This window comes from Thermomonas alba, assembly GCF_022419205.1.
In the GTDB taxonomy this organism is placed as follows: Bacteria; Pseudomonadota; Gammaproteobacteria; order Xanthomonadales; family Xanthomonadaceae; genus Thermomonas; species Thermomonas alba.
On the sequence record NZ_JAJOZU010000003.1, the window covers coordinates 355824 to 378379 of the forward strand.

Annotated in this window: 22 protein-coding genes; 9 read left to right on the forward strand and 13 right to left on the reverse strand. The window is 69.3% G+C overall.

Features of this window, described 5'->3' with window-relative positions:
• Nucleotides 1–6: 6 nt before the first annotated feature.
• Both merR and ML342_RS06540 read left to right on the forward strand, forming a co-directional pair.
• A complete protein-coding gene (gene merR, locus ML342_RS06535; protein ID WP_240126223.1) occupies nt 7–423 on the forward strand; it encodes a mercury resistance transcriptional regulator MerR in 417 nt (138 codons plus the stop codon).
• Nucleotides 420–1640 carry an MFS transporter gene (locus tag ML342_RS06540; protein ID WP_240126224.1) on the forward strand — a complete coding sequence of 407 codons (1221 nt, stop codon included), beginning with the start codon at nt 420–422 and terminating at the stop codon, nt 1638–1640. Before merR ends, ML342_RS06540 begins: the two co-directional genes overlap by 4 nt.
• Before the next feature lie 312 nt (nt 1641–1952).
• Here the strand turns inward: ML342_RS06540 and ML342_RS06545 are convergent, their stop codons facing one another.
• The 8 genes from ML342_RS06545 to ML342_RS06580 form a co-directional block, all read right to left on the reverse strand.
• Nucleotides 1953–2660: an ABC transporter ATP-binding protein gene (locus ML342_RS06545; protein WP_240126225.1), complete on the reverse strand. Its 708-nt coding sequence runs from the start codon at nt 2658–2660 to the stop codon at nt 1953–1955.
• Entirely contained in the window at nt 2653–3249 is a 597-nt protein-coding gene (locus ML342_RS06550; protein ID WP_240126226.1) for an efflux RND transporter periplasmic adaptor subunit, read from the reverse strand. Before ML342_RS06550 ends, ML342_RS06545 begins: the two co-directional genes overlap by 8 nt.
• 71 nt (nt 3250–3320) lie before the next feature.
• Complete coding sequence (locus ML342_RS06555; RefSeq protein ID WP_240126227.1) at nt 3321–3566, reverse strand: hypothetical protein; 246 nt, start codon at nt 3564–3566, stop codon at nt 3321–3323.
• Entirely contained in the window at nt 3563–4864 is a 1302-nt protein-coding gene (locus tag ML342_RS06560) for a TFIIB-type zinc ribbon-containing protein (protein WP_240126228.1), read from the reverse strand. Before ML342_RS06560 ends, ML342_RS06555 begins: the two co-directional genes overlap by 4 nt.
• 30 nt (nt 4865–4894) lie before the next feature.
• Entirely contained in the window at nt 4895–6037 is a 1143-nt protein-coding gene (locus tag ML342_RS06565) for an SPFH domain-containing protein (RefSeq protein WP_240126229.1), read from the reverse strand.
• Nucleotides 6028–6897: a DUF6671 family protein gene (locus ML342_RS12045; protein WP_240126230.1), complete on the reverse strand. Its 870-nt coding sequence runs from the start codon at nt 6895–6897 to the stop codon at nt 6028–6030. Before ML342_RS12045 ends, ML342_RS06565 begins: the two co-directional genes overlap by 10 nt.
• A 12-nt stretch (nt 6898–6909) precedes the next feature.
• Nucleotides 6910–7920 (reverse strand): L-threonylcarbamoyladenylate synthase, encoded by a 1011-nt coding sequence (locus tag ML342_RS06575; RefSeq protein ID WP_240126231.1) that lies wholly within the window; start codon nt 7918–7920, stop codon nt 6910–6912.
• Between the two features lie 26 nt (nt 7921–7946).
• The gene (locus tag ML342_RS06580; protein WP_240126232.1) at nt 7947–9440 is read right to left on the reverse strand and encodes an NADP-dependent isocitrate dehydrogenase; all 1494 of its coding nucleotides are present in this window, start codon (nt 9438–9440) and stop codon (nt 7947–7949) included.
• Nucleotides 9441–9555: 115 nt separating this feature from the next.
• Between ML342_RS06580 and ML342_RS06585 the strand changes: the two genes are divergently transcribed.
• Both ML342_RS06585 and ML342_RS06590 read left to right on the forward strand, forming a co-directional pair.
• Nucleotides 9556–9840, forward strand: a complete 285-nt coding sequence (locus tag ML342_RS06585; protein WP_240126233.1) for a winged helix-turn-helix domain-containing protein — start codon at nt 9556–9558, stop codon at nt 9838–9840.
• 85 nt (nt 9841–9925) lie between these two features.
• Entirely contained in the window at nt 9926–10444 is a 519-nt protein-coding gene (locus tag ML342_RS06590; protein ID WP_240126234.1) for a hypothetical protein, read from the forward strand.
• Between the two features lie 26 nt (nt 10445–10470).
• Here ML342_RS06590 and ML342_RS06595 read toward each other — a convergent pair whose 3' ends face one another.
• On the reverse strand, nt 10471–10737 hold the full coding sequence (locus ML342_RS06595; protein ID WP_240126235.1) for a hypothetical protein: 267 nt from the start codon (nt 10735–10737) through the stop codon (nt 10471–10473).
• Nucleotides 10738–11094: 357 nt separating this feature from the next.
• Nucleotides 11095–11931, reverse strand: a complete 837-nt coding sequence (locus ML342_RS06600) for a class I SAM-dependent methyltransferase (RefSeq protein WP_240126236.1) — start codon at nt 11929–11931, stop codon at nt 11095–11097.
• A gap of 79 nt (nt 11932–12010) precedes the next feature.
• On the opposite strand from ML342_RS06600, the gene yihG reads away from it, so the two are divergent.
• Both yihG and ML342_RS06610 read left to right on the forward strand, forming a co-directional pair.
• Complete coding sequence (gene yihG / locus ML342_RS06605; protein ID WP_240126237.1) at nt 12011–12916, forward strand: 1-acylglycerol-3-phosphate O-acyltransferase, YihG family; 906 nt, start codon at nt 12011–12013, stop codon at nt 12914–12916.
• A 54-nt stretch (nt 12917–12970) separates the two neighbouring features.
• The gene (locus ML342_RS06610) at nt 12971–13510 is read left to right on the forward strand and encodes a cytochrome b (RefSeq protein WP_240126238.1); all 540 of its coding nucleotides are present in this window, start codon (nt 12971–12973) and stop codon (nt 13508–13510) included.
• 110 nt (nt 13511–13620) lie between these two features.
• Here ML342_RS06610 and ML342_RS06615 read toward each other — a convergent pair whose 3' ends face one another.
• Nucleotides 13621–15426 (reverse strand): DUF885 domain-containing protein, encoded by a 1806-nt coding sequence (locus ML342_RS06615; RefSeq protein WP_240126239.1) that lies wholly within the window; start codon nt 15424–15426, stop codon nt 13621–13623.
• 212 nt (nt 15427–15638) lie between these two features.
• On the opposite strand from ML342_RS06615, the gene ML342_RS06620 reads away from it, so the two are divergent.
• Entirely contained in the window at nt 15639–17654 is a 2016-nt protein-coding gene (locus ML342_RS06620) for a M13 family metallopeptidase (protein WP_240126240.1), read from the forward strand.
• 85 nt (nt 17655–17739) lie between these two features.
• Nucleotides 17740–17922: a YgaP family membrane protein gene (locus ML342_RS06625; RefSeq protein ID WP_240126241.1), complete on the forward strand. Its 183-nt coding sequence runs from the start codon at nt 17740–17742 to the stop codon at nt 17920–17922.
• Nucleotides 17923–17954: 32 nt separating this feature from the next.
• Here the strand turns inward: ML342_RS06625 and ML342_RS06630 are convergent, their stop codons facing one another.
• Nucleotides 17955–18509, reverse strand: coding sequence for a peroxiredoxin (locus ML342_RS06630; protein WP_240126242.1), 555 nt, complete (start codon nt 18507–18509; stop codon nt 17955–17957).
• Nucleotides 18510–18704: 195 nt separating this feature from the next.
• Here ML342_RS06630 and ML342_RS06635 point away from each other — a divergent pair, with 195 nt between their 5' ends.
• The gene (locus ML342_RS06635) at nt 18705–19412 is read left to right on the forward strand and encodes a DUF2189 domain-containing protein (RefSeq protein ID WP_240126243.1); all 708 of its coding nucleotides are present in this window, start codon (nt 18705–18707) and stop codon (nt 19410–19412) included.
• Nucleotides 19413–19433: 21 nt separating this feature from the next.
• Here ML342_RS06635 and acnA read toward each other — a convergent pair whose 3' ends face one another.
• Nucleotides 19434–22190 (reverse strand): aconitate hydratase AcnA, encoded by a 2757-nt coding sequence (acnA, locus tag ML342_RS06640; protein WP_240126244.1) that lies wholly within the window; start codon nt 22188–22190, stop codon nt 19434–19436.
• Nucleotides 22191–22556 lie beyond the last annotated feature (366 nt).

Here is a 22556-nt window from a genome sequence, read left to right on the forward strand (position 1 = left end):
AGCGCCATGCCGTCCTCTGCCTCCATGCTCACCATCGGTGCGCTCGCCAGGGCCGCCGGGGTCAACGTCGAGACGATTCGCTTCTACCAGCGCAAGGGCCTGCTGCCGGAACCGGACCGGTCCTATGGAAGCATCCGCCGCTATGGCGAGGCGGACGTGGCGCGGGTGCGGTTCGTGAAATCGGCCAAAAGGCTGGGTTTCAGCCTGGCCGAGATCGCCGGGTTGCTGGCCCTGGAGGATGGCCTGCATTGCGAGGAGGCGCAGGCGCAGGCCGCGCACAAGCTGGCCGACGTGCGCGCCCGCCTGGCCGACCTTGAGCGGATCGAAGCGGCGCTGGATGAGCTGGTGCGCCGCTGCGATGCCGCGCATGGGCGGCAGGTGCGCTGCCCGCTGATCCAGGCGCTGAAGGGGACGTCGGCATGAGTGCGTCCTCGCGCAAGGCGAATGCAGGGGCGCGGATCCCGGCTGCGATCTGGCTGCTGGGATTGGTCAGCCTGTTCACCGACATCGGTTCGGAGATGGTGCATAGCCTGCTGCCGGTGCTGCTGGCCGGCAGCATGGGCGTGAGCGCCCTGACGATCGGCCTGATCGAAGGCGCCGCCGAGTCGCTGGTACTGGTGACCAAGGTGTTTTCCGGCTACGTCAGCGACGCGCTGGGCCGACGCAGGCCGCTGGTGCTGCTCGGTTACGGGCTGGCGGCAGCGGTCAAGCCGTTGTTCCCGCTGGCCGATACGGTGGCCACGGTAACCACGGCGCGGCTGCTGGATCGCTTCGGCAAGGGCATCCGCGGCGCGCCGCGGGATGCGTTGATCGCTGACCTGGCACCGCCGCCGGTGCGCGGTGCGAGCTTCGGTCTGCGCCAGGCGCTGGATACCGTCGGCGCGGTGCTCGGTCCGCTGCTGGCGGTGGCGCTGATGGCTTTGTTGGCCGACGACATCCGGCGCGTGCTGTGGTTTGCCGCGCTGCCAGGCGTGATCGCAGTGGCGCTGCTGCTGAAAGTTCCCGAGCCGGCGCGGTCGGCCCAGGTGCCGTCCCGCTTGCCGTTGAACCGTGCCGGGCTGGCCCGGCTGAGCGTGCCGTTCTGGCGCCTGGCCACGCTGGGACTGCTGCTGGCGCTGGCGCGCTTCAGCGAGGCGTTTTTGGTGCTGCGTGCCGCGCAGAGCGGCCTTGGCCTGACCTATGTGCCGTTGGTGCTGGTGGTGATGAGCCTGGTGTATGCGCTCAGCGCCTATCCGGCCGGTTGGCTGTCGGATCGCTGGCCGCGGCACTGGCTGCTGGCGCTGGGGCTCAGCGTGCTGGTCCTGGCGGATGCCGCGTTGGCGCTGGCCGAAGGTGCCGGGCTGCTGTTTTCCGGTATCGCCCTGTGGGGCCTGCACATGGGGCTGACCCAGGGCGTGCTGGCCAGCATGGTCACCGACGTGGCGCCGGCAGACTACCGCGGCACTGCCTTCGGTGCGTTCAACCTGGTGTCCGGGGTCGGGCTGCTCCTGGCCAGCGGCCTGGCCGGCGCGCTGTGGGACTGGTACGGGCCAGTGGCGACCTTCGGTGCGGGTGCTTTGCTGGCGCTGTTGAGCCTGGCTGCCATTCCGCTGCTGGTGCGGCCACCTTCGCGCAAGGAATGCAGGCCAACGCGGGTTTAGGGAAGGTCTGAACAACACAACGCGATCCAGGCGCTTCAGCCCACGCCGAGTCCGGTACCGGCACGAACTCGGCGCACACGCATCCATCACGGGCATGATGGATGCGTGGCCTGCTATCCGTGGCCGGCGGGAACCTCTAAGGAAGGTCTGAACAACGCCATCCGGGCGTTGTCAGCCCACGCCGAGTCCGGTACAGGCCCGGACTCGGCTCACACGCATCAATCACTTGTGCGATTGATGCGTGGCCGGCCCTCCATGGCCGGCAGGAACCTCTGATTTGATCAGAGGTTCCCTAAGTTGATCAGGGGTTCCTCAGCGTGAAGACGCCGTATCGGCGTGGATGCGTCCATCGACCAGGGTGATGGTGCGGTCGCAGGACTCGGCCAGGCGCGGGTCGTGGGTCACCACCAGCACCGCGCAGCCGAACTGCCGGTTGAAGCGGCGCAGCAACGCGAACACGTCGGCGGCGGTCCTGGTGTCGAGGTTGCCGGTGGGTTCGTCCGCCAGCAGCAGGGCGGGGCGGGTGATGAGCGCGCGCGCGATCGCCACCCGCTGCTGCTGGCCGCCGGAGAGTTGATCTGGCGGGGAGTCGGCGTGTGCCTCCAGGCCGACCTCGGCAAGCAGGGCGCGGGCGAACTCGTGCGTGGCGCGATCGGGTTTGCCGCGCGTCACCATCACCGGCATCAGCACGTTTTCCAGCGCGGTGAAGGCGTTGATCAGGTGGTGGAACTGGAAGACGAAGCCGAGGTGCCGGCCGCGCAGGGCGGTGCGCGCGGCATCGTCCATGCTGCGGGTGGGCTGGCCGAGCAGGTACAGCTCGCCGGCGGTGGGGGAATCCAGCAGGCCGATCTGGTTCAGCAGCGTGCTCTTGCCGGAGCCGGAGGGGCCCACCAGCGCGGCGAAGTCGGCGCTGTCCAGCCGCAGGTCGATGCCGTGCAGCACTTCCACCTCGTTCGGGCGGCCGATGTTGTAGGACTTGCGTAGCCCGGCAAGGCGCAGCACCTCGCGCGCTTCAGCCATAGCGGATGGCCTCCACCGGATCCAGGCGCGCGGCGCGGGTGGCGGGGATGGCGGCGGCCACCACCCCGGCCAGCGCCAGGCGCGCCTGCTCGGCCGCCGCGCGTGCGGCCACCAGCGCCTGCGCCGCCTGCTCCACGCTCTCGCGCGCCACCAGCTGGCGCTCGGCCAGCGCGCGTCGCCGCGCCAGTTCGCGTTCGGCCTGATCCAGCCGGGCGCTGGCCTCGCGCAACTGCGCCTGCGCCTGCGGACGCTCCACCGTCCGCAGCGCGGCGAGGGCGGCGCGGGCCTGGTCGCGCCGGGCCTCGAGATCTCGCGCGCGCAGTACGACCAGCACCTGGCCCGGCGCCACGCGGTCGCCTTCCAGCACCCGCCGTTCCAGCACCAGGCCGGCGATTTCCGCGCTGACCTGCACCCGCGAAGGTACGGTGATGCGACCGGTGGCCACGACTTCCTGCACCAGCGGCCCGGACTGCACGCGATAGGCCGCTAGCCGTGGGCCGCGCCACCACTGCAGCAGGCCCCAGGCCACGGCCAGGAGGAGGACGAGCAGGGCAGGCAGGAGCCAGCGGCGGCGGAGCATCGAGGGCATGGGCGATTGGGGTGGTTCCGACCGGATACGGATTGTCGCCGCGCCCGGATGCCGCTGTCGATGCGAAAGGCTCAGCGTCGTCGGCGCACGCGCTGGCGGTAGTCGCGCACGTTGTCGCCGCGGATGCGGGGTTCGCGGGTGCCGGTGATGGTGTCCACCTTGCGGTCGCTGCCGCTGATCGGCCGTGCCTCCACCCGGGTTTCGCGCTCGAACGCGTGCGATTTGTCGGTGTTGCGATAGTAGCGGTAGATCGCCCAGTAGAAGCCGGCGGCACCGGCCGGGCCCAGCAGCAGCCAGAGTGCGCTGTTGTCGCTCATCCCATATGCCCCACGATCCAGATGGCCAGGGTTTCCAGCACGGTGCCGATCGTGAGCGCCGCCAGCAGCAGCTTCCAGTGCTGGATCGGGATGCTGCCCATGGTCTCGCCGGTGCGGCCATTGACCGCGATGTAGTGCAGCATGCCGCCGTTCGGCCCGGGCTGGTGGTAGGAGTACAGCCAGACCGGCAGGTACATCGCCACCCAGCGGCTGCCGCGCACGTCGATGCCTTCTTCCTCCCAGCGCACGCCGCGGTCGTAGCGGCGCACCGAGCCTTCCACCTGCGCGCGCGCGATCGACAGCAGCTGGTCCTCCAGCACCGGCATCAGCTGCGCCACGTCGAGGTCGCGCTTCTCCGAGCTGAAGCCGGACAGGTAGGAGGCGTTCCACTTCACCGCGTTCTTGGTGTCGAACGGCAGGATCGCGTTGATGATGTTGTTGGTGTTGACGCGCGTATCGAGGTTGCCGCGGCTGCGCGAGGATTCCAGCGGCAGGTCGTCCACCGTGAACGCCACCTGGCGCTCCACCGCGTACACGTCCGCGTCGTAGTAGGTCTTCTTGTCGTTGCCGCTGCCGCGGGTGTAGCGGCGGGTCTCGATCTCGCCAAAACCTGCCAGCTCGGCCTCGGCATTGGCATCCACGATCATGTATGGCAGGTACACGCCGGTGACGTTCTCGGGCGTGAACTGCTCCTTGAACGCCTTCAGCGCGAACAGCCGGCGCTTGTCCACGAACTGGCGGATGCGCGCCACCGCATCCTCCTTGCGGATGTGGAAGGGCAGCACCGCGTCCGGCACCGCGCCGTTTTTGATCTGCTCGTTGACGCCGAACACGTGCCGGCACCAGTGGCAGCGCGCGGTCATGCCGGCCTCGGTGTTGACTGTCACCTCGGCGCCGCAGCCGGCGCATTTGAAGCTCACCAGATCATCGCTGCCGGCGTCGATGTCGCGCGCGCCGGAGGCGATCACGGTGCCGCGCAGCTGGTCGATGCCTTCGCCCAGCCCGAACGCCTCCTCCACCCGTTGCCCCTGCCATTCGTGGCGGCAGTACAGGCAGATCAAGAGGTCGCTGCCGGGCTTCTGGCGGATGTCGCTGGCCCCGCACTTGGGGCAGCGGTTGAGGCCGTCCTTCAGCGCCTCGGCGGCGGTGTCGATGGCGACCGGGTCGGGCGCCAGCAGTTCGTCGCGGACCGGGCCGGGCAGGGTGTCGGGGTCCAGCGACAGGCTGCCCGGCGCGGGCGGGACGTCGCGCGGCGAGCCCGGGCCAGTGGGCGCGGGCGGCGGTGGGGTGGTCGGCATGGCAGGCGGCGGGGCGGCGTGCGGCGCGGATTACAGGCCCAGCGCCTTGGCCTTGAGCGCGTCGTAGTCGGCCTGGGTGATCAGCCCGAGGTCGAGCATTTCCTTCGCCTTCTTCAGCTTCGCCACCGGGTCGTCGCCGGCCGGCGTGGCCGGCTGCTGCAGGCCGCCGATGCCGCCCAGCATGCCGGAGGCCATGCCAAGCCCGACGATCCCGGCCGCACCGCCGTTCTCGCCGGCCGACTGGATGCCCTGCGCCACGCTGGCCTGCAGGTTGGAGTTGCCGCGCGCGCCGGACAGCGCATCCGCGCGCTGCACGGTCTTCAGCAGCTCGCGGGTGTTGGCGTCGTACTCGATCGCGACGATCGCGGTCTTGACGATCGTCAGCCCGCGCTCGGCCTTCCAGTGGTAGCCGGCTTCCACCGCCTCGGCCAGGCTCTGCGCGAAGCCCACCGAATCCTGCTGGATGCGGGTGATGCGGTTGCCCTTGGCCGGGTCGTTGGTGTAGCGGCTGAAGGCCGGGGCCAGCGAGGCCACCACCTCGTTGAACAACTGGGTGGCTGCCGGGTTGTCGAGGTCGGTGAAGTCGAACACGCGGCCCGGCTGCAGGTAGCTGGCCGGCACGAAGTTCTTCACGAACAGGATCGGATCGACGATTTTCAGGGTGTAGGAGCCGCGGGTGATGGCGCCCACCTGGGTGCCCAGGAAGCCGTCGTCCCAGTAGATCTCGGACTGGGTGCCGAAGCGGTTGTCGGGCAGCTCCTTCAGCGAGACGAAGAACGCCAGCTGCTGGCTGCCGGGGATGCCGCCGAACTTGAAGCGCTCCCAGCTTTGCAGCACCAGCGAATCGAGCAGCCCGTCGCCGGCGAAGATCGACTTCGACTGCGAATCGTCCGAGCGCCATTCGTAGCCGCCGGGCTCGGCCGCCAGCGCGGTGATCTTGCCGTCCTGCATCAGCAGCAGGCCGTAGCCTTCCGGCACCACGATCTTGGAACCGTTGCTGATGATGTTGGCCGAGCCGTGCACGTTGGAGCCGCGCCCGGCATTGGTGCCGCGCGGCACCGCGGCGAACAGCGCGGCGGTCGGCGCCAGGCCGTCGGGAATGGTGAGGAAGTCTTTCCACTGGTCGCCGAGCATGCCGCCGACCGCGCCTTTCACCGCCTGAATCAGACCCATGGACGTACTCCAATGCTTGAGACCGGATGGCCGGCCGGAAGGATACCGCCTGCGGGCGACCCGCGAAGGTCACAGCTGTCACCCCGCAGGCATGACGCAGGCAGCAAACGGCAACCGGGCCAACGGGCGGCCAGCGCGGGCGGCCGGCGTGGCGCACTGCGAGTGATCGTGCAGGCACGCGCCTCTCTTGCGGTCGCCGGGCTTGACTGCGAGTGAGAGCAGGCGGCGATCGCGGTCAGGGATTGCAGCGGTCGCAGTGGGCGGGGTCGGCCAGCATCCGCCGTACCGGGCGCATCGCTTCGTGGCCGCAGTAGCGGCATTGCTGGCGATGGCCGCGTGCCTGCGCGGTCGGGGCCAGGCACCAGGCGCAGGGCAGCCCGCGCACCGGCTCGCCGGGGACGAAGCCGGGCTGGCCGCAGGCCGGGCAGCGGCTGCGCCAGGCGCGCACCAGGGCGAGGCTGGCGCGCGCGATCCGGCGCATCCGGCGCGGGGGCGCCGTGCCAGCCGGCCAGCTCCAGGCCGCTGTCGCGATCGACCAGCAGTACCAGTTCCAGTCCCATGCTGACGAATGGCAGCTCGGGGTGCGGGCCGAAGCTGCCTTCGCTGGCCAGGCCGACGTTCGCCTCGGGCATCAGTGCAAAGCCGGCGGCGATCTTGGCGCGCGCCGCCTCCAGCGCGCTGCCGGTGCGCGCGATCTCGCGGCTGAAGGTGCCGAAGCGGTCGCTGTCGAAGCCCTGGGGGACCTGCACCTTCAGGCCAAGGAAGCGGCCCAGCAACGGGGCGATCACTCGTTCCTTGTGGTGCATGGTGGCCAGCACGGCGGTGCGTCCGGCCAGTGCGTCCAGGGGCGGTGCGTGCATGTCGGTGGCCGTTCAGGACGTGGGCACGCTGCCCTGTCCGGCGGCGCGCAGCAGGCGGTCGCGTAGGGCTTCGGCGGGGCCGTCGCCGTCCGGCAGTTCGGCCACGATGACCTCGGCGCCGCGGTCGTCCGCTTCGCGCAGCAGTGCGTACAGCCGCTGCATGCGCAGCGCCGGGGTATGCCCGGCATCCAGCCAGACCAGCCTCGGATGCGCCGCCGCCGGCGGCGTGGCTGACAGCTGCACGGTGCGCAGGCCGCGCGCCAGGCATTCGTCCACCCGTGCCTGCAGCGTGGCCGCTGGGGCGCACAGCACCTGCGCGCGCGGGCTGTAGTGGCGCTTCATCAGTCCGGGGCTGCGGGTGCCGGCGGCCGGCTGCAGATCGACCGCACGCTGCAGGCAGGCGGCGATTTCGGCGGCGGAGATCCGCCCGGGGCGCAGGATGCGCGGGGTGTCGGTGCTGACGTCCACGATGGTCGATTCGATCCCGACCGTGCACGGCCCGCCGTCCAGCACCAGCGGCAGGGCGTCGCCGAACTCGGCGCGCACGTGCGCGGCAGTGGTGGGGCTGACGTGCAGGTGGCGATTGGCCGAGGGCGCGGCCAGCCCGCGCCCGAAGCGACGCAGCAGGGCCAGCGCCAGCGGATGCGCCGGCATCCGCAGGGCCACGGTGTCCAGCCCGCCGGTGACCACGCGCGGCACGTCCGCACGTGCCGGCAGGACCAAGGTCAGCGGGCCGGGCCAGAACGCGCGCGCCAGCGCCAGCGCGGCGGGTGGCACGGCGGCCGCCCAGGCGTGCAGCTCCTCCAAGGTACCGATGTGCACGATCAGCGGGTGGTCGGCGGGGCGCTGCTTGAGCGCGAAGATGGCGCGCACGGCCTCGGGATTGCGGGCGTCGGCGGCCAGGCCGTAGACGGTTTCGGTGGGCAGGCCGACCAGCCGGCCCTGGGCGAGCAGGGCGGCGGCGGCGGTGATCCCGGCATCGGCATCGCTGCCGGGATCAAAGGCGGGCAGGGGGGATTCCATGCCCGCTATGGTGCCATCGGCCGGGCTCATTCGCCCTGCGCGACCGAGTACCCGGGCTGGCCGTCGAAGCGGTACAGGTTCTCGGTCTTGATCGCCGGCAGGCCGTGCTCGACCAGCCGCATCAGCAGTTCCGGCACCTGGCGCGGGGCCAGCTGGCCGTCCACCGCCTTGATCCGGCAGCGCCAGTGGTCGGTGCAGAAGGTGTCGGGGTGGCCCTCCGGCCAGACCTTCACCCCGCGGTTGGTGATCACCGCCAGCCGCAGACCGTCCGGAAGCGCCGCCTGCAGGCGGGTGGCCAGCGCGTCCGGCGCGCGTCCGGCCTCGTCCCAGTCGAGGAACACGTCCACGCCTTCCAGCTGCTTCTCCTGGCGCTTGCGCGGGGCGGCGTCCTGCGGCTGGCGCAGGGCCACCGGCGGGGCCTGTCGGTAGTCCACGGTCGGCAGGTGCTGCGGTGTCTGCCCCAGTCGTTCGATCACCGCATGGGCGAACTCGCGGGTGCCCAGGCAGCGCCGGCTGGTGCGCTCGTTGAACAGGTCGCGGGTGTGCTGGCCGTCTTCCAGCGTGCGTAGCCAGGCGTTGTGGATGGCGCGCGCGGCGTCCACCTCGCCGATGTGCAGCAGCATCTGCACCGCGGCCAGCAGCAGACCGGACGGGTTGGCGATGTTCTTGCCGGCGATGTCCGGCGCCGAGCCGTGCACCGCCTCGAACATCGCGCCGTGCAGGCCGATGTTGGCCGACGGCGCCAGCCCGATCGAGCCGGCCACCTCGGCGGCGATGTCGGACAGGATGTCGCCGTACAGGTTGGGGGTGACCACCACGTCGTAGTCGCGCGGGCGTGAAGCCATGCGCGCGGCGCCGATGTCGATGATGCGGTGCTCGGCCTCCAGCTGCGGGTACTCCGCGGCGATCTCGTCGAACACGCGGTGGAACAGCCCGTCCGTGAGCTTCATGATGTTGTCCTTGGTCATGCAGGTGACCTTGCGCCGGCCGTGCGCCAGCGCGTATTCGAAGGCGTAGCGGATGACGCGCTCGCTGCCAGGGCGGGTGATCAGCTTCAAGCACTGGGTCACTTCGTCGGTCTGGCGGTGCTCAATGCCGCCGTAGGTGTCCTCCTCGTTCTCGCGCACGATCACCACGTCCATGCCCGGGTGCAGCGAGTCCACGTAGGGGTGATAGGCCACGCACGGACGCACGTTGGCGAACAGCCCCAGGGTCTTGCGCAGGGTCACGTTGATGCTCTTGTAACCACCGCCCTGTGGGGTGGTCATCGGGCTCTTCAGCAGCACTGGATGCTCGGCCAGGATGTCCCAGGTCTGTGGGAGAATCCCGTTCATATGGCCGCTGCGATAGGCCGCTTCGCCCATCGTCACCGGCTGCAGCTGCAGGTTGGGGGCGGCGTGGCGCAGGACGTGCAGCACGGCGTCCATGATCTCGGGGCCGATGCCGTCGCCGTGGGCCACGGCAATGGTGCGGGTGGCGGCGTCGGTGGCGGTGCGGGTAGGTGACAGCTGGGCGTTCATGCGTTCTCCTTTTCACGTCATGAAAAACACGAAACATATGTCGCATATTAAGAAGCGATCCCGCCCCGCTGTCAAGCAGGCGGCCTCCACCCGCGCGCCGGTCGCGGATGCGCCGTTGGCCCTGCCCGATTGGACCTACTTCAGCAACCACGGCCACGTGCTGTTCTGCCTGGCGCGCCAGCCCGACATGCTGCTGCGTGAGGTGGCGGCGAAAGTGGGCATCACCGAACGCGCGGTGCAGCGGATCGTGGCGGACCTCGAGGAGGCCGGTGCCCTGCGCCGTGAGCGCGACGGCCGCCGCAACCGCTACACCATCAATCCGAACACCCCGCTGCGCCATCACAACGAGGCGCATTGCACCGTGGGCATGCTGATCGACATCGTGGTGGGGCGGAAATGAGGGGATGCGCGGGGTTGATTCTGGTGGTTCGCGCGCGCCGCGGCGGCAGCTTCCGTACCTATCCATGACACGCCAGGACCAGACGATGCGCACGCTCAGGCTGCACCCGTGGTTATGGTCAGGCGCGGCGGCGTTGCTGTTGCTGCCAGCGCTGGCGATGCGGTTCTATCCGCAGGCCGGAGTGGCATGGACGGCGCTGGATTTCGTGGCGATGGGCGTGCTGCTGGCGGCGGCCTGCGGCGCGCTGGAACTCGGCCTGCGCCGGGGGCGCGCGCTGGCCTACCGCGCGGGATTCGCGCTGGCGGTCGGCGCCGCGCTGCTGACGGCGTGGGTGAACCTCGCGGTCGGCATGCTCGGGCGTGCGGGCGATCCCGCCAATGCCCTGTTCATTGTGGTGCTGGCAGTGGCGGTACTGGGCAGCGCGCGGGCGCGCCTGCGCGCGCCGGGCATGGCCCGGGCCATGGCCGCGGCCGCGTTGATGCAGCTGGCCACGGCGGGCATTGCGGTGGGCATGGGGCGGTTCGCGCCGGTCGAACTGGTGCTGACCGCCTGTTTCGCGCTGCCGTGGGCGTTGGCGGCGGTGCTGTTCCGCAAGGCGGGCTGACGATCGCCTGCGTGCCGTCCTGGGATTCAGACGCCCGGTTTGCGCAGGTGCACGCGCGGGCCGGGTGCGGAAGGCGCGCTGGTCGCGGCGTCCTCCGGCAGGCCGATGCGTTGCAGGGCGCGGGTGGTGCCGAGGACTTCGATGGTGCCGCCGGCCTTGCGGAAGGCGTCCAGGTGTTCGGCGATGCGTTCATGGGTCAGCGCGGCATTGCGCTCTGCCTGTTTGCGGGCCTGGAACAATGGACTGGTGCGATTGCCGGGTGCTGGCGGCTGGGTGGACTTGGTGCGTGCCATGACGCCTCCTGTGGCGGGCACGCAAAGGTGCCGGGTGGGCCGCCGGGTGCTTGCGCGGCGGGATTGCGGCGACCGGAATGCCGATCGGACGAGTGGACAAAGAGGTGCGTAAGCGCTGGCTGCCCTGCCCATGGAGCGCGTCGTGCGCAAGGATGCGCAAGTAAAAGCGCGCACGACTGTGAAACCTACCCTGCACACTACGCCAATGCGGAACGGAGCGCCACTCGCGTTGGCTGGATGGCGTGTAGCACCGGAGAGGAAGGGGCAGGGTGCATTGGCCAAGCTGCAGCGGGCACATGCGATGCAATGAAAGGGTGCCGGCATGTGCATTGGCGCTGCCTCACTTTCGGCGCGGCCTCAGCGTTTGATGGCCAGCACCCCGTCCAGCGCCAGCTCGGCGCGGAAGCCGGCGGTCTCAAGCCGCCTGGCGACCTCCCGCGGCACGTCGCGGCCGGAGGTCAGTTTGTTGGGACTGCCGGTGTAGTGGAACAGCCGGCCGCCGCGCCGCAGCACCCGCGCCAGCTGCTGGTAGAACGCCAGCGAATACAGCTCGCCGGCGATGCCGAAGCGCGGCGGGTCGTGCAGGGCGGCGTCGAACGCCGCATCCGGCAGGCCGGCGATCGCCTGGGTCACGTCTGCATGCGCCAGCCGCAGGCGGCCGCTGCTTTCGTCCGGATCCGGCGACCACGGGTTGAGCGCGCGCAGCCATAGCACGTCTTCGTTCTTCTCGAACGACTGGATCGCCGCCACGCCCGCGTCGAGGCAGCAGGCGGCGAAGTAGCCCAGCCCGCCGCAGGTATCCAGCACGCTCTTGCCCGCTGGCTGCACCAGCGCCACCTTGCGGCGCGCATCCATCAGCGGCGATTCCTTCGCGGTCGGCAGCATCTTGATGCCGTCGATCTCGAAGGTCGGCACGTCCCACTCGGTGGGCACCAGCTTGATCAGCTTGCCCGCGTAGCGCGATACCGGGGCGAACGCGTCGCCGTCCCACCAATACAGGGTGCGGTCCTTGAGCTTGCCTGGATAGGGATAACGCGCGCCGCGCCAGGTCCAATGATCGTCCGCGAGCATCACGGTGTCCTGATGGCGGCCGAGGTCCAGCGAGCCCTGCCACATGGCCTGGCCGGCAGCACGGGCCGCGAGCAGGGTCTCGCCCAGCGGGCGGGTGAGCAGGGGCGTGGCGATGCGCGGCATGTGCGCATGATAGCGGCGGCCTGAAAGTACACCGGCGTTTCCGCGACAATGACGGGCCCATTTCGACTGCCCCGGTCCGATGTCTTTCCTCCGCCTCGCCCTGGTGTTCCTGCTGATCACGCTCAGCACCGTGCTGCACGTGCTGCCGCTGCTGCTGGTGGCGCTGCTGAAGCTGGTGCTGCCGCTGCCGCGCCTGCAGCGTGCCTGCAACCCGCTGCTGACCGGCATCGCGGAAAGCTGGATCGGGTTCAACAACCGGCTATGGGACGTGTTCACCCATACCCGCCTGGTGGTCACCGGCGAGACCGCGTTGCGGCACGACGGCCACTACCTGGTGCTGGCCAACCACCAGAGTTGGGTTGACATCCTGGTGCTGCAGAAGCTGTTCAACCGGCGCATCCCGCTGCTGCGCTTCTTCCTCAAGCGTCAGCTGTTCTGGGTGCCACTGCTTGGGGTCGCGTGGTGGGCGCTGGATTTTCCGTTCATGGGCCGCTACACGCCCAAGCAGATCGCGCGCAATCCGGCGCTGGCCGGGCGCGACATCGCCGCCACCCGGCGCGCCTGCGAGAAGTTCCGCGCGATTCCGGTTTCGATCATGAACTTCGTCGAAGGCACCCGCTTCACCGCCGCCAAGCATGCCAAGCAGGGATCGCCATACCGGCACCTGCTCAAGCCGAAGTCGGGCGGCGTGGCCTTCGTGCTGGATGCGATGGGGCAGGGGCTGCACGCGATCCTGGATGTCACTATCGCTTATCCGGCCGGGGTTCCCACCTTGGTCGATCTGATGATGGATCGGGTTCCAGAAGTCCGCGTGCGCGTGCGCCAGCATCCGATCCCGGCCGAGCTGGCAGGCGGCGATTACCAGAACGACCGCGCCTTCCGCGCGCGCTTCCAGCAGTGGATGAACGCGCTGTGGCAGCAGAAGGATGCCGACCTCGAGGCGCTGCTGGAAACGCCGCCAGCCACCGCTTGTTCAGACGGCTGACACCGAGCGGGCTGATGCGCTAGCGTAGCGCCACCTTTTTCCGAGGAGTACGCCATGTCCGCCCAGCCCCGTCCGCGCTACACCCCGCTCCAGCGGCACCTGCACTGGTGGATGGCGCTGCTGGTGGTGCTGGCCTACGTGTTGATCGAGCAGCGCGGACTGTTCCCGCGCGGCAGCGGCGGGCGCATGGCCATGATGCAGGGCCATTTCTGGGCCGGCATCACCATTTTCCTGCTGGCGTTCTGGCGGATCGCCACCCGCCGCCGGCATGGCGCGCCGCCGGTGACTCCGGCGCTGGACGGGTTCACCGCGACCGCCTCCAGGCTGATGCACCTGGCGCTGTACGCCTTCTTCATCGTGATGCCGCTGCTGGGCATGGCCACCGCGTGGAGCGACGGCAAGGCGATCATGATCCCGTTCACCAGCGTCGCGCTGCCGGCCCTGCTGCCGGAGAACCGGCCGCTGGCGCATACGCTCGAGGACATCCACGGCACCATCGGCGACATCTTCTACTGGGTGATCGGCCTGCACGTACTGGCCGCGCTGTACCACCACTGGGTGCGTCGCGACGATACCCTCGAGCGGATGCTGTAGCCGCCAGCGGCGCGTGGCGTCGGCTTGGACGGCATCGGCGGCGTCGCGCCTATGTCACGGCTTCCAGTTTCCTGGAACAACCTCTTGAAGACCCACACCTAGCGGATCGGCTAGCGGATCGGCTCGCCCAGCATCAACTCGCGCACGTAGCGCACCGGCGGCGCGCCGTAGGACAGCACCTGGTCGTGGTAGGCCTTGAGGTCGAAGCGATCGCCCAGCTTGCGCCGCATCGCCTCGCGCAGGTCCAGGTGCTCCTGCACGCCGACGAAATAGGTGGGCAGCTGCGCCGAGGTGAGCTGGGCGCGCACCCATTTGCCGGCGGCCTCGCTTTCCTGCTGGAAGGCGTCGTGGGTCATCAGGCGCATGGCCTGCGCGCGGCTCCAGCCGTCCACGTGCACGCCCTGGTCGAGCAGCGCGTTGGCAATCGTGCGCAGGTAGAACTTCAGCTGCACCAGGTGGAACAGCGGGTCGCCGTCCAGGTAGCCCTGCTCCTGCATCATGCGCTCGGTATAGACCGCCCAGCCTTCCGCAAACACCCCGGAGCGCAGCACGCCGCGCAGCACCGACGGGTACTTGGCCGAGTGCCAGCCCTCCAGGTAGTGGCCGGGGATGCCCTCGTGGATCGACAGCAGCTGGATCATGCGGCCGTTGTATTCGCGCAGGAACGAATCGGCCTGCGCCTGGCTCCAGTCGTCCGGGATCGGCGAGATCGCGTAGAACGTCTTCTGGCCCTTGTCGAGCGGGCCCGGCGAGTCGCAGTAGGCGACCGCCACGCCGCGCTGGAACTCCGGCATCAGGATCACGTCCACCGGGGCGTCCGGCAGGGTGACGAGATTCTTTTCACGCACGAAGTCGGTGGCCGACTGCAGCGCGGCCTTGGCAGCGTCCACCACCGCATCGCGCGCCGGGTGGTCGGCGTAGGCCAGTTCCAGCGCGGCCTCGATCGCCGCCTGCTGCTGCGCTTCGGTCGGCTGCTCCGGCAGCGCCGGCGCCCCGGCCTTGCCGGCCAGCACGGTGCGCGCGATGGCGTACATCTGCGCGCGCACCCGCTGCATCTCGGCTTCGGCGCGCTGCTTGATCTCGGCGCGCGAGAGCGAGGAGGACAGCGCGAACTTCAGCTTCTGGTCGTACTTCTCCGCGCCGAGGCGGAAGTCGCCCTTGGCGTTCGGCACCAGGGTCTTGTCCAGCCAGGCCTGGTGTTCGGCCACTGCCTGCTCGAGCGTGGCGATCGCGGCGCGGGTACGCGCGGCGTCGGCGGCCGGCAGTGCGTCCAGATGCGGGGTGATGAAGGTCTCGACGATCGACAGGATCCCGGCGTTCTGGCGTGCCACCGTCTGCGCGTGGATCTTCGGCACCCGCGCCGGGTCGAGGTTGGCGCGCGCCTGCGCCAGCAGCGCCGGCAGCTTCTCCATGCGCGCGGTAGCGGCCTTGATGCGGTCCGGCAGCGGCGCGAAATCGCGCGCCATGAGGTTGTAGATCGCACTGCCGGCGAGGCTGCCGTACACCTGGGGATCCCAGGCCCAATCTTGCAGTACTTCATTGGTCCAGATGTCGGATTGCAGCTGGTTGCGCAAGAGCGCGGCATCGACCTGGTGCTCGCGTGAGAGCTTGTCGGCATCGATGGCATCGAGCTTGGCCAGCAGCGCCTTGCTGGTGTCCACCCGGCGCTGGCGGCCGGCGGCGCTGAGGTCGTCCAGCTCGGTATCGAAGCGATGATCCCCGATCTGGGTGGCCGCCACCGGCGACAGCCGCATCCATGCGTCCACCGCCTGCTGCGACAGGGCGGTGAAGGCGGCGTCCGCCTGGGAGACGGATGCGTCTGGCGTGCGGGCCTTGTCCGGGGGCGGCGTCTGTTGTTGCCCGCCGCAGCCGGCAAGCAGTGCGGTGATGGTCAGGGCCAGGAGACAGTGCCGCATCGGAACGCGCTCGCATGAAAGATGACGTGGCCTGCCACGATACGGGCTGCATGGGGCTGTGGCCAGTGCCAGAAGGCGCTTCTGCCGCTGCATTGAGACCAACCAAAGTCACGCGCGCCAGCGGTCGCCTGCGGCTACGCTCGGAAGTTCCTCAACGACCACGGGCACGGTCCATGAAGCCATCTTTGCTTGCCTTTGCTCTCACCACTTCATTGGCTGCAGCCAGTGCGTTTGCCGCATCTCCGGGCGGCAAGGCCCAGATCGGCGATTTTGGCGTGGATCTGTCCGCGCGCGATCTGTCGGTCAAGCCAGGTGACGACTTCAACCGCTACGCCAGCGGGCACTGGATCGACACCTACCAGCTGAAGGATTACGAGACCAACTACGGCTCGTTCAACCAGCTGCGCGATCGCGCCGAGGAGCAGACCCGCGCGATCATGGACGAACTCCTGGCGCGCAAGGATCTCGCCCCGGGCAGCAATGCGCAGAAGCTGCGCGACTACTATCTGAGCTTCACTGACCGCGCCACCCGCGACGCTGCCGGGATCAAGCCGCTGCAGCCGGTGCTGGACAAGATCGCGGCGATCGACGGCAAGCAGGCGCTGATCGCAGCCTTCGGCAATGCCGATCTCGATGGCAGCGATGCGCCTTTCCGGTTCTATGTCGGCATCGACCGCAAGAACCCCGACCGCTACCAGGTCAACCTCGGGGTCGGCGGCCTGGGCCTGCCGGACCGCGACTACTACCTCAACCCCGACCCGCGCTTCGCCAAGATCCGCGAGGCCTACGTGGCCCATATCCAGCGCATGCTGGGCTTCGCCGGCGTCACCGGGGCCGACGCCAAGGCGCGCGCCGAGGCGGTGTTGGCGCTCGAGACCGCGCTGGCCAAGCCGCAGTGGGATCGGGTGAAGCTGCGCGACCGCGACAAGACCTACAACGTCCTGACCTTCGCCGAGCTGCAGCAGAAATATCCCGGCTACGACTGGGCCGCGCAGCTGCGCGCGCAGCAGATGCCGCAGCCGGCCGATCTCAACGTCACCACCCCGGACGTGCTGCAGCCGGTGATCGATCTGATCGACGCCACCCCGCTGTCCGCCTGGCGCGACTACCTCGCCTTCCACGCGGTCGATGGCAACGCCGAGCTGCTCAGCACCGAGATCGACCAGGCCGCGTTCGAGTTCAACGGCAAGGTGCTGGGCGGGCAGAAAGCGCAGCGCGAGGACTGGAAGCGCGCGCTGGGCATGGTGGGCGCGCGCAACGGGCTGGGGGACGCCCTCGGCGAGCTGTATGTGGCGCGCTACTTCAAGCCGGAATCGAAGGCGGCGATGGATGAGCTGGTGGAGAACCTGCGCGCGGCGCTGCGCCAGAACATCGAGCAGCTGGACTGGATGGGCCCGGCGACCAAGGCCGAGGCGCTGCGCAAGCTGTCCACCTTCCGCCCCAAGATCGGCTACCCGTCGAAGTGGAAGGACTATTCCAGCGTCGCCATCAAACCGGACGACCTGCTGGGCAATGCGGTGGCGCTGCGCAAGTTCAACCGCGCCGACCAGAACCGCCGGGTCGGGCAGAAGACCGACCGCGAGGAGTGGGGCATGACCCCGCAGACGGTGAACGCCTACTACAACTCGGCGTTCAACGAGATCGTGTTCCCGGCCGCCATCCTGCAGCCGCCGTTCTTCGACGTGAATGCCGATCCGGCGGTGAACTACGGCGGCATCGGCGCGGTGATCGGCCACGAAATGGGCCACGGCTTCGACGACCAGGGCAGCAAGTCGGACGCCGACGGCATCCAGCGCAACTGGTGGACCGACGAGGACCGCGCCCGCTTCGAGCAGCGCACGCAGGCGCTGGCCAAGCAATACGACGCGTATTGTCCGCTGCCGGGCCAGTGCGTGAACGGCAAGCTGACCCTGGGCGAGAACATCGGCGACCTCGGCGGCCTGTCGATGGCCTATACCGCCTACCAGCTCAGCCTGAAGGGCAAGCCGGCGCCGGTGATCGACGGCCTCACCGGCGACCAGCGCTTCTATCTGGCCTGGGCCCAGGTGTGGAAGGGCAAGTACCGCGACGAGGCGCTGCTGCGGCTGATCAAGACCGACCCGCACTCGCCAGTGATGTACCGCGCCAACGGCCCGCTGCGGAACCTGGATGCGTGGTACCGCGCCTTCGACGTGAAGCCGGGCGACGCCATGTACCTGCCGCCGGAACAGCGCGTGCGCATCTGGTGATGCCGGCCGCCTGCCGCCCGGCCCTGCGACGGGCGGGTGGCGGGTGCATACTCATCGCACCATCCTTTCAACGGAGGAGCGTGTCATGCAGGCGAACGTGGGTGGCATCGACAAGTGGCTGCGGGTCCTGGTCGGCCTGACGTTGATCGCCTGGGCCGTGCTCGGCGGCCCGGTCTGGGCCTGGATCGGGGTGGTTCCGCTGGCCACCGGGCTGTTCAACTTCTGCCTGCTTTACAGGCTGTTCGGCATCAATACCTGCCGGCGCTGAGCGTCGGCAGGCACGGCGGCGTGGGGGCGGCGTCAACCGCCCTTGCGGGCGGCGCCGGCCTGGGCGCGCTCGAGCACATCCAGCATCTGCTTGACGTGCTGGTTGGGGTTCATCGCGTCGTACTCGGCGAGGATGCGGCCGTCCTGCCCGATCAGGTAGGACGTGCGGCTGGACAGGTCCGGCTTCAGCATCATCGTGGCATCGAAGCTCTTGGCGATCTTCGCGCCCTGGTCGGCGGCGACCGGGAACTTGCCCGCGCACTTCTCGGTGTCCTTGGAGAACTCCGCCAGCTGGCCGATATTGCCGGCGGTGATGCCGATCACGCTGGCCCCGTGCGCCTTGAACTTGTCGATCGCCCGCGAGAACGCCGCGGCCTCGACGTTGCACCCGGGGGTGAAGGCGGCCGGGAAGAAATAGACCACCACCGGGCCCTTGGCCAGCGCGGCCTTGAGGTCGAAGGTGAAAGGCTGACCGGCGAGGAATGCCGGCGCGCTGAACATCGGCGCGGGCGTGCCGGGCTTGAGCGCGGCCAGCGCGACGGAAGGCAGGGCGGCGGCGAGCAGGCAGGCAAAGGCAAGGCGGCGCATGGGAGGCTCCAGGCGTGGTGGGGACGACCCAGCTTACGCCTGCGCGGCGCAGGATGGATGCAGGCACTGTCGGCTGTGCGGCCGCAGCATGCGCGGGCAGGACGGTTTTGCTAGCGTCGGGGCATGGAGGAGGCGTCTTTTCCGCCGCCAGCGCCAGCAGAGCGGCCCTTCGTGGTGCCGTGCCGACGCTTGCGCATGCGTGCGCCCTGGCGCTGGCTGGCGCTGGGCTGGCAGGACCTGCGGCGCGCGCCGGGCATCAGCCTGGCATTCGGCATCGCGATCGTCGCCCTGAGCCTGGCGGTGAGCGCGCTGGCCTGGTGGCTGGGCCGGTTCGCACTGCTGGCCACGCTGCTGTCCGGGTTCGTGTTCGTGGCACCGCTGCTGGCGGTGGGGCTGTACTGCGTCAGCCGCTGCCTGGAGCGCGGCGACACCCCCAGCCTGCGCGGCTCGCTGGCGATGATGCGGCGCGTGCTGGGCCAGGCCGGAGTGTATGCGCTGGGGCAGGGGGTGGTGATCCTGCTGTGGTCGCGCGCGGGGATGATGCTCAGCGCGCTGTGGCCGATGCAGGAGGGCGATGCCGCCGCCCTGGCCGAATACCTGCTCGTCGGCAGCGGCGTCGGCGCGGTGTTCGCCGCGTTCACGTTCGCGATGTCCGCGTTCTCCCTGCCGATGGTCGCCGACCGCGACGTGGACATGGTCACCGCCTGCGTCTCCAGCGTGAACGCGGTTCTGCGCAACAAGCCGGTGATGCTGCTGTGGGCCACGCTGCTGATGGCGATCACCGTGCTGGCGTTCGCCACCGCCTTCCTGGGGCTGGCGGTGGCGATGCCGTGGCTGGCCTATGCCACCTGGCACGCCTACCGCGACACGCTGGACGCGCAGGCGTGGCCGGATCTGCCGTGAGCGGCGCGCAGGGCGGGGTGCTCAGGCGGCCTTGGCGGCCAGCTGGCGCAGCACGTACTGCAGCAGGCCGCCGTGGCGGGCGTATTCCACTTCCTTGGGGGTGAGCAGCAGCACGTCCACGTCGAACTGCACCTGGCTGCCGTCGGCACGGGTGGCGGTGACGCGGGCGGTCTTGGCCGCGCCGTCGGCCAGCCCGCTGACGGCATAGGTCTCGCTGCCGTCCAGGCCCAGCGACTGCGCGTTCTGGCCGTCGCGGAACCGCAGCGGCAGCACGCCCATGCCGACCAGGTTGCTGCGGTGGATGCGCTCGAAGCTCTCGGCGATCACCGCCTTCACGCCCAGCAGGCTGGTGCCCTTGGCCGCCCAGTCGCGGCTGGAGCCGGTGCCGTATTCCTTGCCGGCGATCACCACCAGCGGCACGCCGTCGGCCTTGTATTTCATCGCCGCGTCGAAGATCGCCAGCTTCTCCTGGTGGCCGTCGCGGCCGAAATACAGGGTATAGCCGCCTTCCTCTCCATTCAGCATCAGATTCTTGATGCGGATGTTGGCGAAGGTGCCGCGCACCATCACGTCGTCATTGCCGCGGCGGCTGCCATAGCTGTTGAAATCGGCCGGCTTTACGCCGCGCTCCATCAGATAGCGGCCGGCGGGCGAATCTTTCTTGATGCTGCCGGCGGGGCTGATGTGGTCGGTGGTGATGGAGTCGCCGAACAGCCCCAGCACGCGCGCGCCGGCGATGTCGTCGATCCGCCCCGGCTGCATGCTCATGCCGTCGAAGTAGGGCGGGTTCTTGATATAGGTGGAGGCCGGGTCCCAGGCGTACAGCTCGCCTTGGGGCGAGGCGATGGCGTTCCAGCGCGCGTCGCCCTGGAACACGTTGGCGTAGTTGTGGCGGTACAGCTCCGGGCCGAGGGTGGCGGCGATGGTGTCGGCGACTTCGCGCGCGCTGGGCCAGAGGTCTTTCAGGAACACCGGCGCGCCGTTCTGGTCGTGGCCCAGCGGCTCGCTGCCGAGATCGACCGTGACGCTGCCGGCCAGCGCATAGGCGACCACCAGCGGCGGGCTGGCCAGGTAGTTCATCTTCACCTCGGGGTGGATGCGGCCTTCGAAGTTGCGGTTGCCGGACAGCACCGACGCCACGCACAAATCGCCCGCGGCGATGGCGGCGCTCACTTCCTGCGGCAGCGGGCCGGAATTGCCGATGCAGGTGGTGCAGCCGTAGCCCACCACGTCGAAGCCTAGTTGTTGCAGCGCTGGCATCAGCCCGGCTTTTTGCAAATAGTCGGTGACCACCCGCGAGCCCGGCGCCAGCGAGGTCTTCACCCACGGCTTGCGGCGCAGGCCGCGGGCGACGGCGTTGCGCGCCAGCAGGCCGGCGGCCACCATCACCGCGGGGTTGGACGTGTTGGTGCAGGAGGTGATCGCCGCGATCACCACCGCGCCGTCTTTCAGGCGCACCGGCTCGCCGTCGATCACGGCCTGCGCCTCGCCCTTGCTGAACTGCTCGTTGCCGATCGCGGCGCTGCCGCCTTCGGCGATGAAATCCGCCACTTCCGCGTTGCGCTGCTCGCGGCCAGCGGTGAGCTGGGCGATGGCGGCGCGGCTGTTGGCTGGCATCTCGCCCAGCAGCACCCGGTCCTGCGGCCGCTTGGGCCCGGCCAGGGAGGGTTGCACCGTGCTCATGTCCAGTTCCAGCGTGCTGCTGTAGTGTGCGTGCGGGCTGTCCGGCGTGTGCCACAGGCCCTGCGCCTTGGCATAGGCCTCGACCAGCGCGATCTGTTCCTCGCTGCGCCCGGACAGGCGCAGGTAGGCCAGCGATTCGGCGTCGATCGGGAAGATGCCGCAGGTGGCGCCGTATTCCGGCGCCATGTTGCCGATGGTGGCGCGATCGGCCAGCGGCAGGTGCTGCAGGCCGTCGCCGTAGAACTCCACGAACTTGCCCACCACCCCGTGCCGGCGCAGCATCTGGGTGACGGTCAGCACCAGGTCGGTGGCGGTGGCGCCCTCGGGCAGCCTGCCGGTGAGCTTGAAGCCCACCACCTGCGGGATCAGCATCGAGGACGGCTGGCCCAGCATCGCCGCTTCCGCTTCGATGCCGCCCACGCCCCAGCCGAGCACGCCCAGGCCGTTGATCATGGTCGTATGGCTGTCGGTGCCGAACACGGTGTCGGGGAAGGCCCAGGTCTGGCCGTCGATCTCGCGGGTCATCACCACCCGCGCCAGGTATTCGAGGTTGACCTGATGGACGATGCCGGTGCTGGGTGGCACGACTTTGAAGTTTTCAAAGGCGTTCTGGCCCCAGCGCAGGAACCCATAGCGTTCGGCATTGCGCTCGTACTCGATGCGGGCATTGATGTCCAGCGCATCCGGGCGGGCGAAGGCATCCACCTGCACCGAGTGGTCGATGACCAGTTCGGAGGGAATCAGCGGATTGATCTGGGCGGGGCGACCGCCCAGTTTGACCACGGCATCGCGCATCGCCGCCAGATCCACCACGCAGGGCACGCCGGTGAAGTCCTGCAGCACTACCCGCGCCGGCATGAACGCGATTTCGGTGTCCGGCTCGGCCTGCGGGTCCCAGTTGGCCAGCGCCTCGATGTGCGCAGGGCCCACCGTGATGCCGCCATCTTCGTGGCGCAGCAGGTTTTCCAGCAGGATCTTCAGGGAATAGGGCAGGCGGGTGATGTCGAACCTGGCGCCGAGCCTGGCCAGACTGTGGAATGCGTACTCGCGGCCGTTAACGGACAGGCGATCCTCGGTCGAGAAGGTGTTGCGCATGAGAAAGACTCCTGGGGAAGGAAGGCAGCGACGGGCGCGGCGGTCATGCTGCGCCTGTGATGTTAAGCCCAATCGCCGCGCCGCGGGGGAGGCCATGAGCAGGCGGCGCCTCTATGGACCCTCTGATCAACTCAGAGGGTCCCGTCGGCCATGGATGGCCGGCCACGCATCAATCACGCAAGTGATTGATGCGTGTGAGCCGAGTCCGGGCCTGTACCGGACTCGGCGTGGGCTGACAACGCCTGGATGGCGTTGTTCAGACCTTCCCTATGGGGCCTTGACCTTCTGGCTTTCGGCGCCGGCATGCGCCGCCCCCGCCGCGGCCGCAACGGGTAGCTGGGTCGCGGTCACCGCGCTGGCGTTCGT

Excerpts from the sequence above, each read along its gene's own strand:
- yihG (WP_240126237.1), top strand. The coding sequence starts at position 12,011 with ATGTCTTTCCTCCGCCTCGCCCTGGTGTTCCTGCTGATCACGCTCAGC.
- ML342_RS06575 (WP_240126231.1), bottom strand. The coding sequence starts at position 7,920 with ATGGAATCCCCCCTGCCCGCCTTTGATCCCGGCAGCGATGCCGATGCC.
- ML342_RS06630 (WP_240126242.1), bottom strand. The coding sequence starts at position 18,509 with ATGCGCCGCCTTGCCTTTGCCTGCCTGCTCGCCGCCGCCCTGCCTTCC.
- ML342_RS06580 (WP_240126232.1), bottom strand. The coding sequence starts at position 9,440 with ATGAACGCCCAGCTGTCACCTACCCGCACCGCCACCGACGCCGCCACC.
- ML342_RS06550 (WP_240126226.1), bottom strand. The coding sequence starts at position 3,249 with ATGCCCTCGATGCTCCGCCGCCGCTGGCTCCTGCCTGCCCTGCTCGTC.
- acnA (WP_240126244.1), bottom strand. The coding sequence starts at position 22,190 with ATGCGCAACACCTTCTCGACCGAGGATCGCCTGTCCGTTAACGGCCGC.
- ML342_RS06610 (WP_240126238.1), top strand. The coding sequence starts at position 12,971 with ATGTCCGCCCAGCCCCGTCCGCGCTACACCCCGCTCCAGCGGCACCTG.
- ML342_RS06565 (WP_240126229.1), bottom strand. The coding sequence starts at position 6,037 with ATGGGTCTGATTCAGGCGGTGAAAGGCGCGGTCGGCGGCATGCTCGGC.
- ML342_RS06560 (WP_240126228.1), bottom strand. The coding sequence starts at position 4,864 with ATGCCGACCACCCCACCGCCGCCCGCGCCCACTGGCCCGGGCTCGCCG.
- merR (WP_240126223.1), top strand. The coding sequence starts at position 7 with ATGCCGTCCTCTGCCTCCATGCTCACCATCGGTGCGCTCGCCAGGGCC.
- ML342_RS06635 (WP_240126243.1), top strand. The coding sequence starts at position 18,705 with ATGCGTGCGCCCTGGCGCTGGCTGGCGCTGGGCTGGCAGGACCTGCGG.
- ML342_RS06555 (WP_240126227.1), bottom strand. The coding sequence starts at position 3,566 with ATGAGCGACAACAGCGCACTCTGGCTGCTGCTGGGCCCGGCCGGTGCC.
- ML342_RS06545 (WP_240126225.1), bottom strand. The coding sequence starts at position 2,660 with ATGGCTGAAGCGCGCGAGGTGCTGCGCCTTGCCGGGCTACGCAAGTCC.
- ML342_RS06615 (WP_240126239.1), bottom strand. The coding sequence starts at position 15,426 with ATGCGGCACTGTCTCCTGGCCCTGACCATCACCGCACTGCTTGCCGGC.
- ML342_RS06600 (WP_240126236.1), bottom strand. The coding sequence starts at position 11,931 with ATGCCGCGCATCGCCACGCCCCTGCTCACCCGCCCGCTGGGCGAGACC.
- ML342_RS06595 (WP_240126235.1), bottom strand. The coding sequence starts at position 10,737 with ATGGCACGCACCAAGTCCACCCAGCCGCCAGCACCCGGCAATCGCACC.
- ML342_RS06625 (WP_240126241.1), top strand. The coding sequence starts at position 17,740 with ATGCAGGCGAACGTGGGTGGCATCGACAAGTGGCTGCGGGTCCTGGTC.
- ML342_RS12045 (WP_240126230.1), bottom strand. The coding sequence starts at position 6,897 with ATGCACGCACCGCCCCTGGACGCACTGGCCGGACGCACCGCCGTGCTG.
- ML342_RS06590 (WP_240126234.1), top strand. The coding sequence starts at position 9,926 with ATGCGCACGCTCAGGCTGCACCCGTGGTTATGGTCAGGCGCGGCGGCG.
- ML342_RS06540 (WP_240126224.1), top strand. The coding sequence starts at position 420 with ATGAGTGCGTCCTCGCGCAAGGCGAATGCAGGGGCGCGGATCCCGGCT.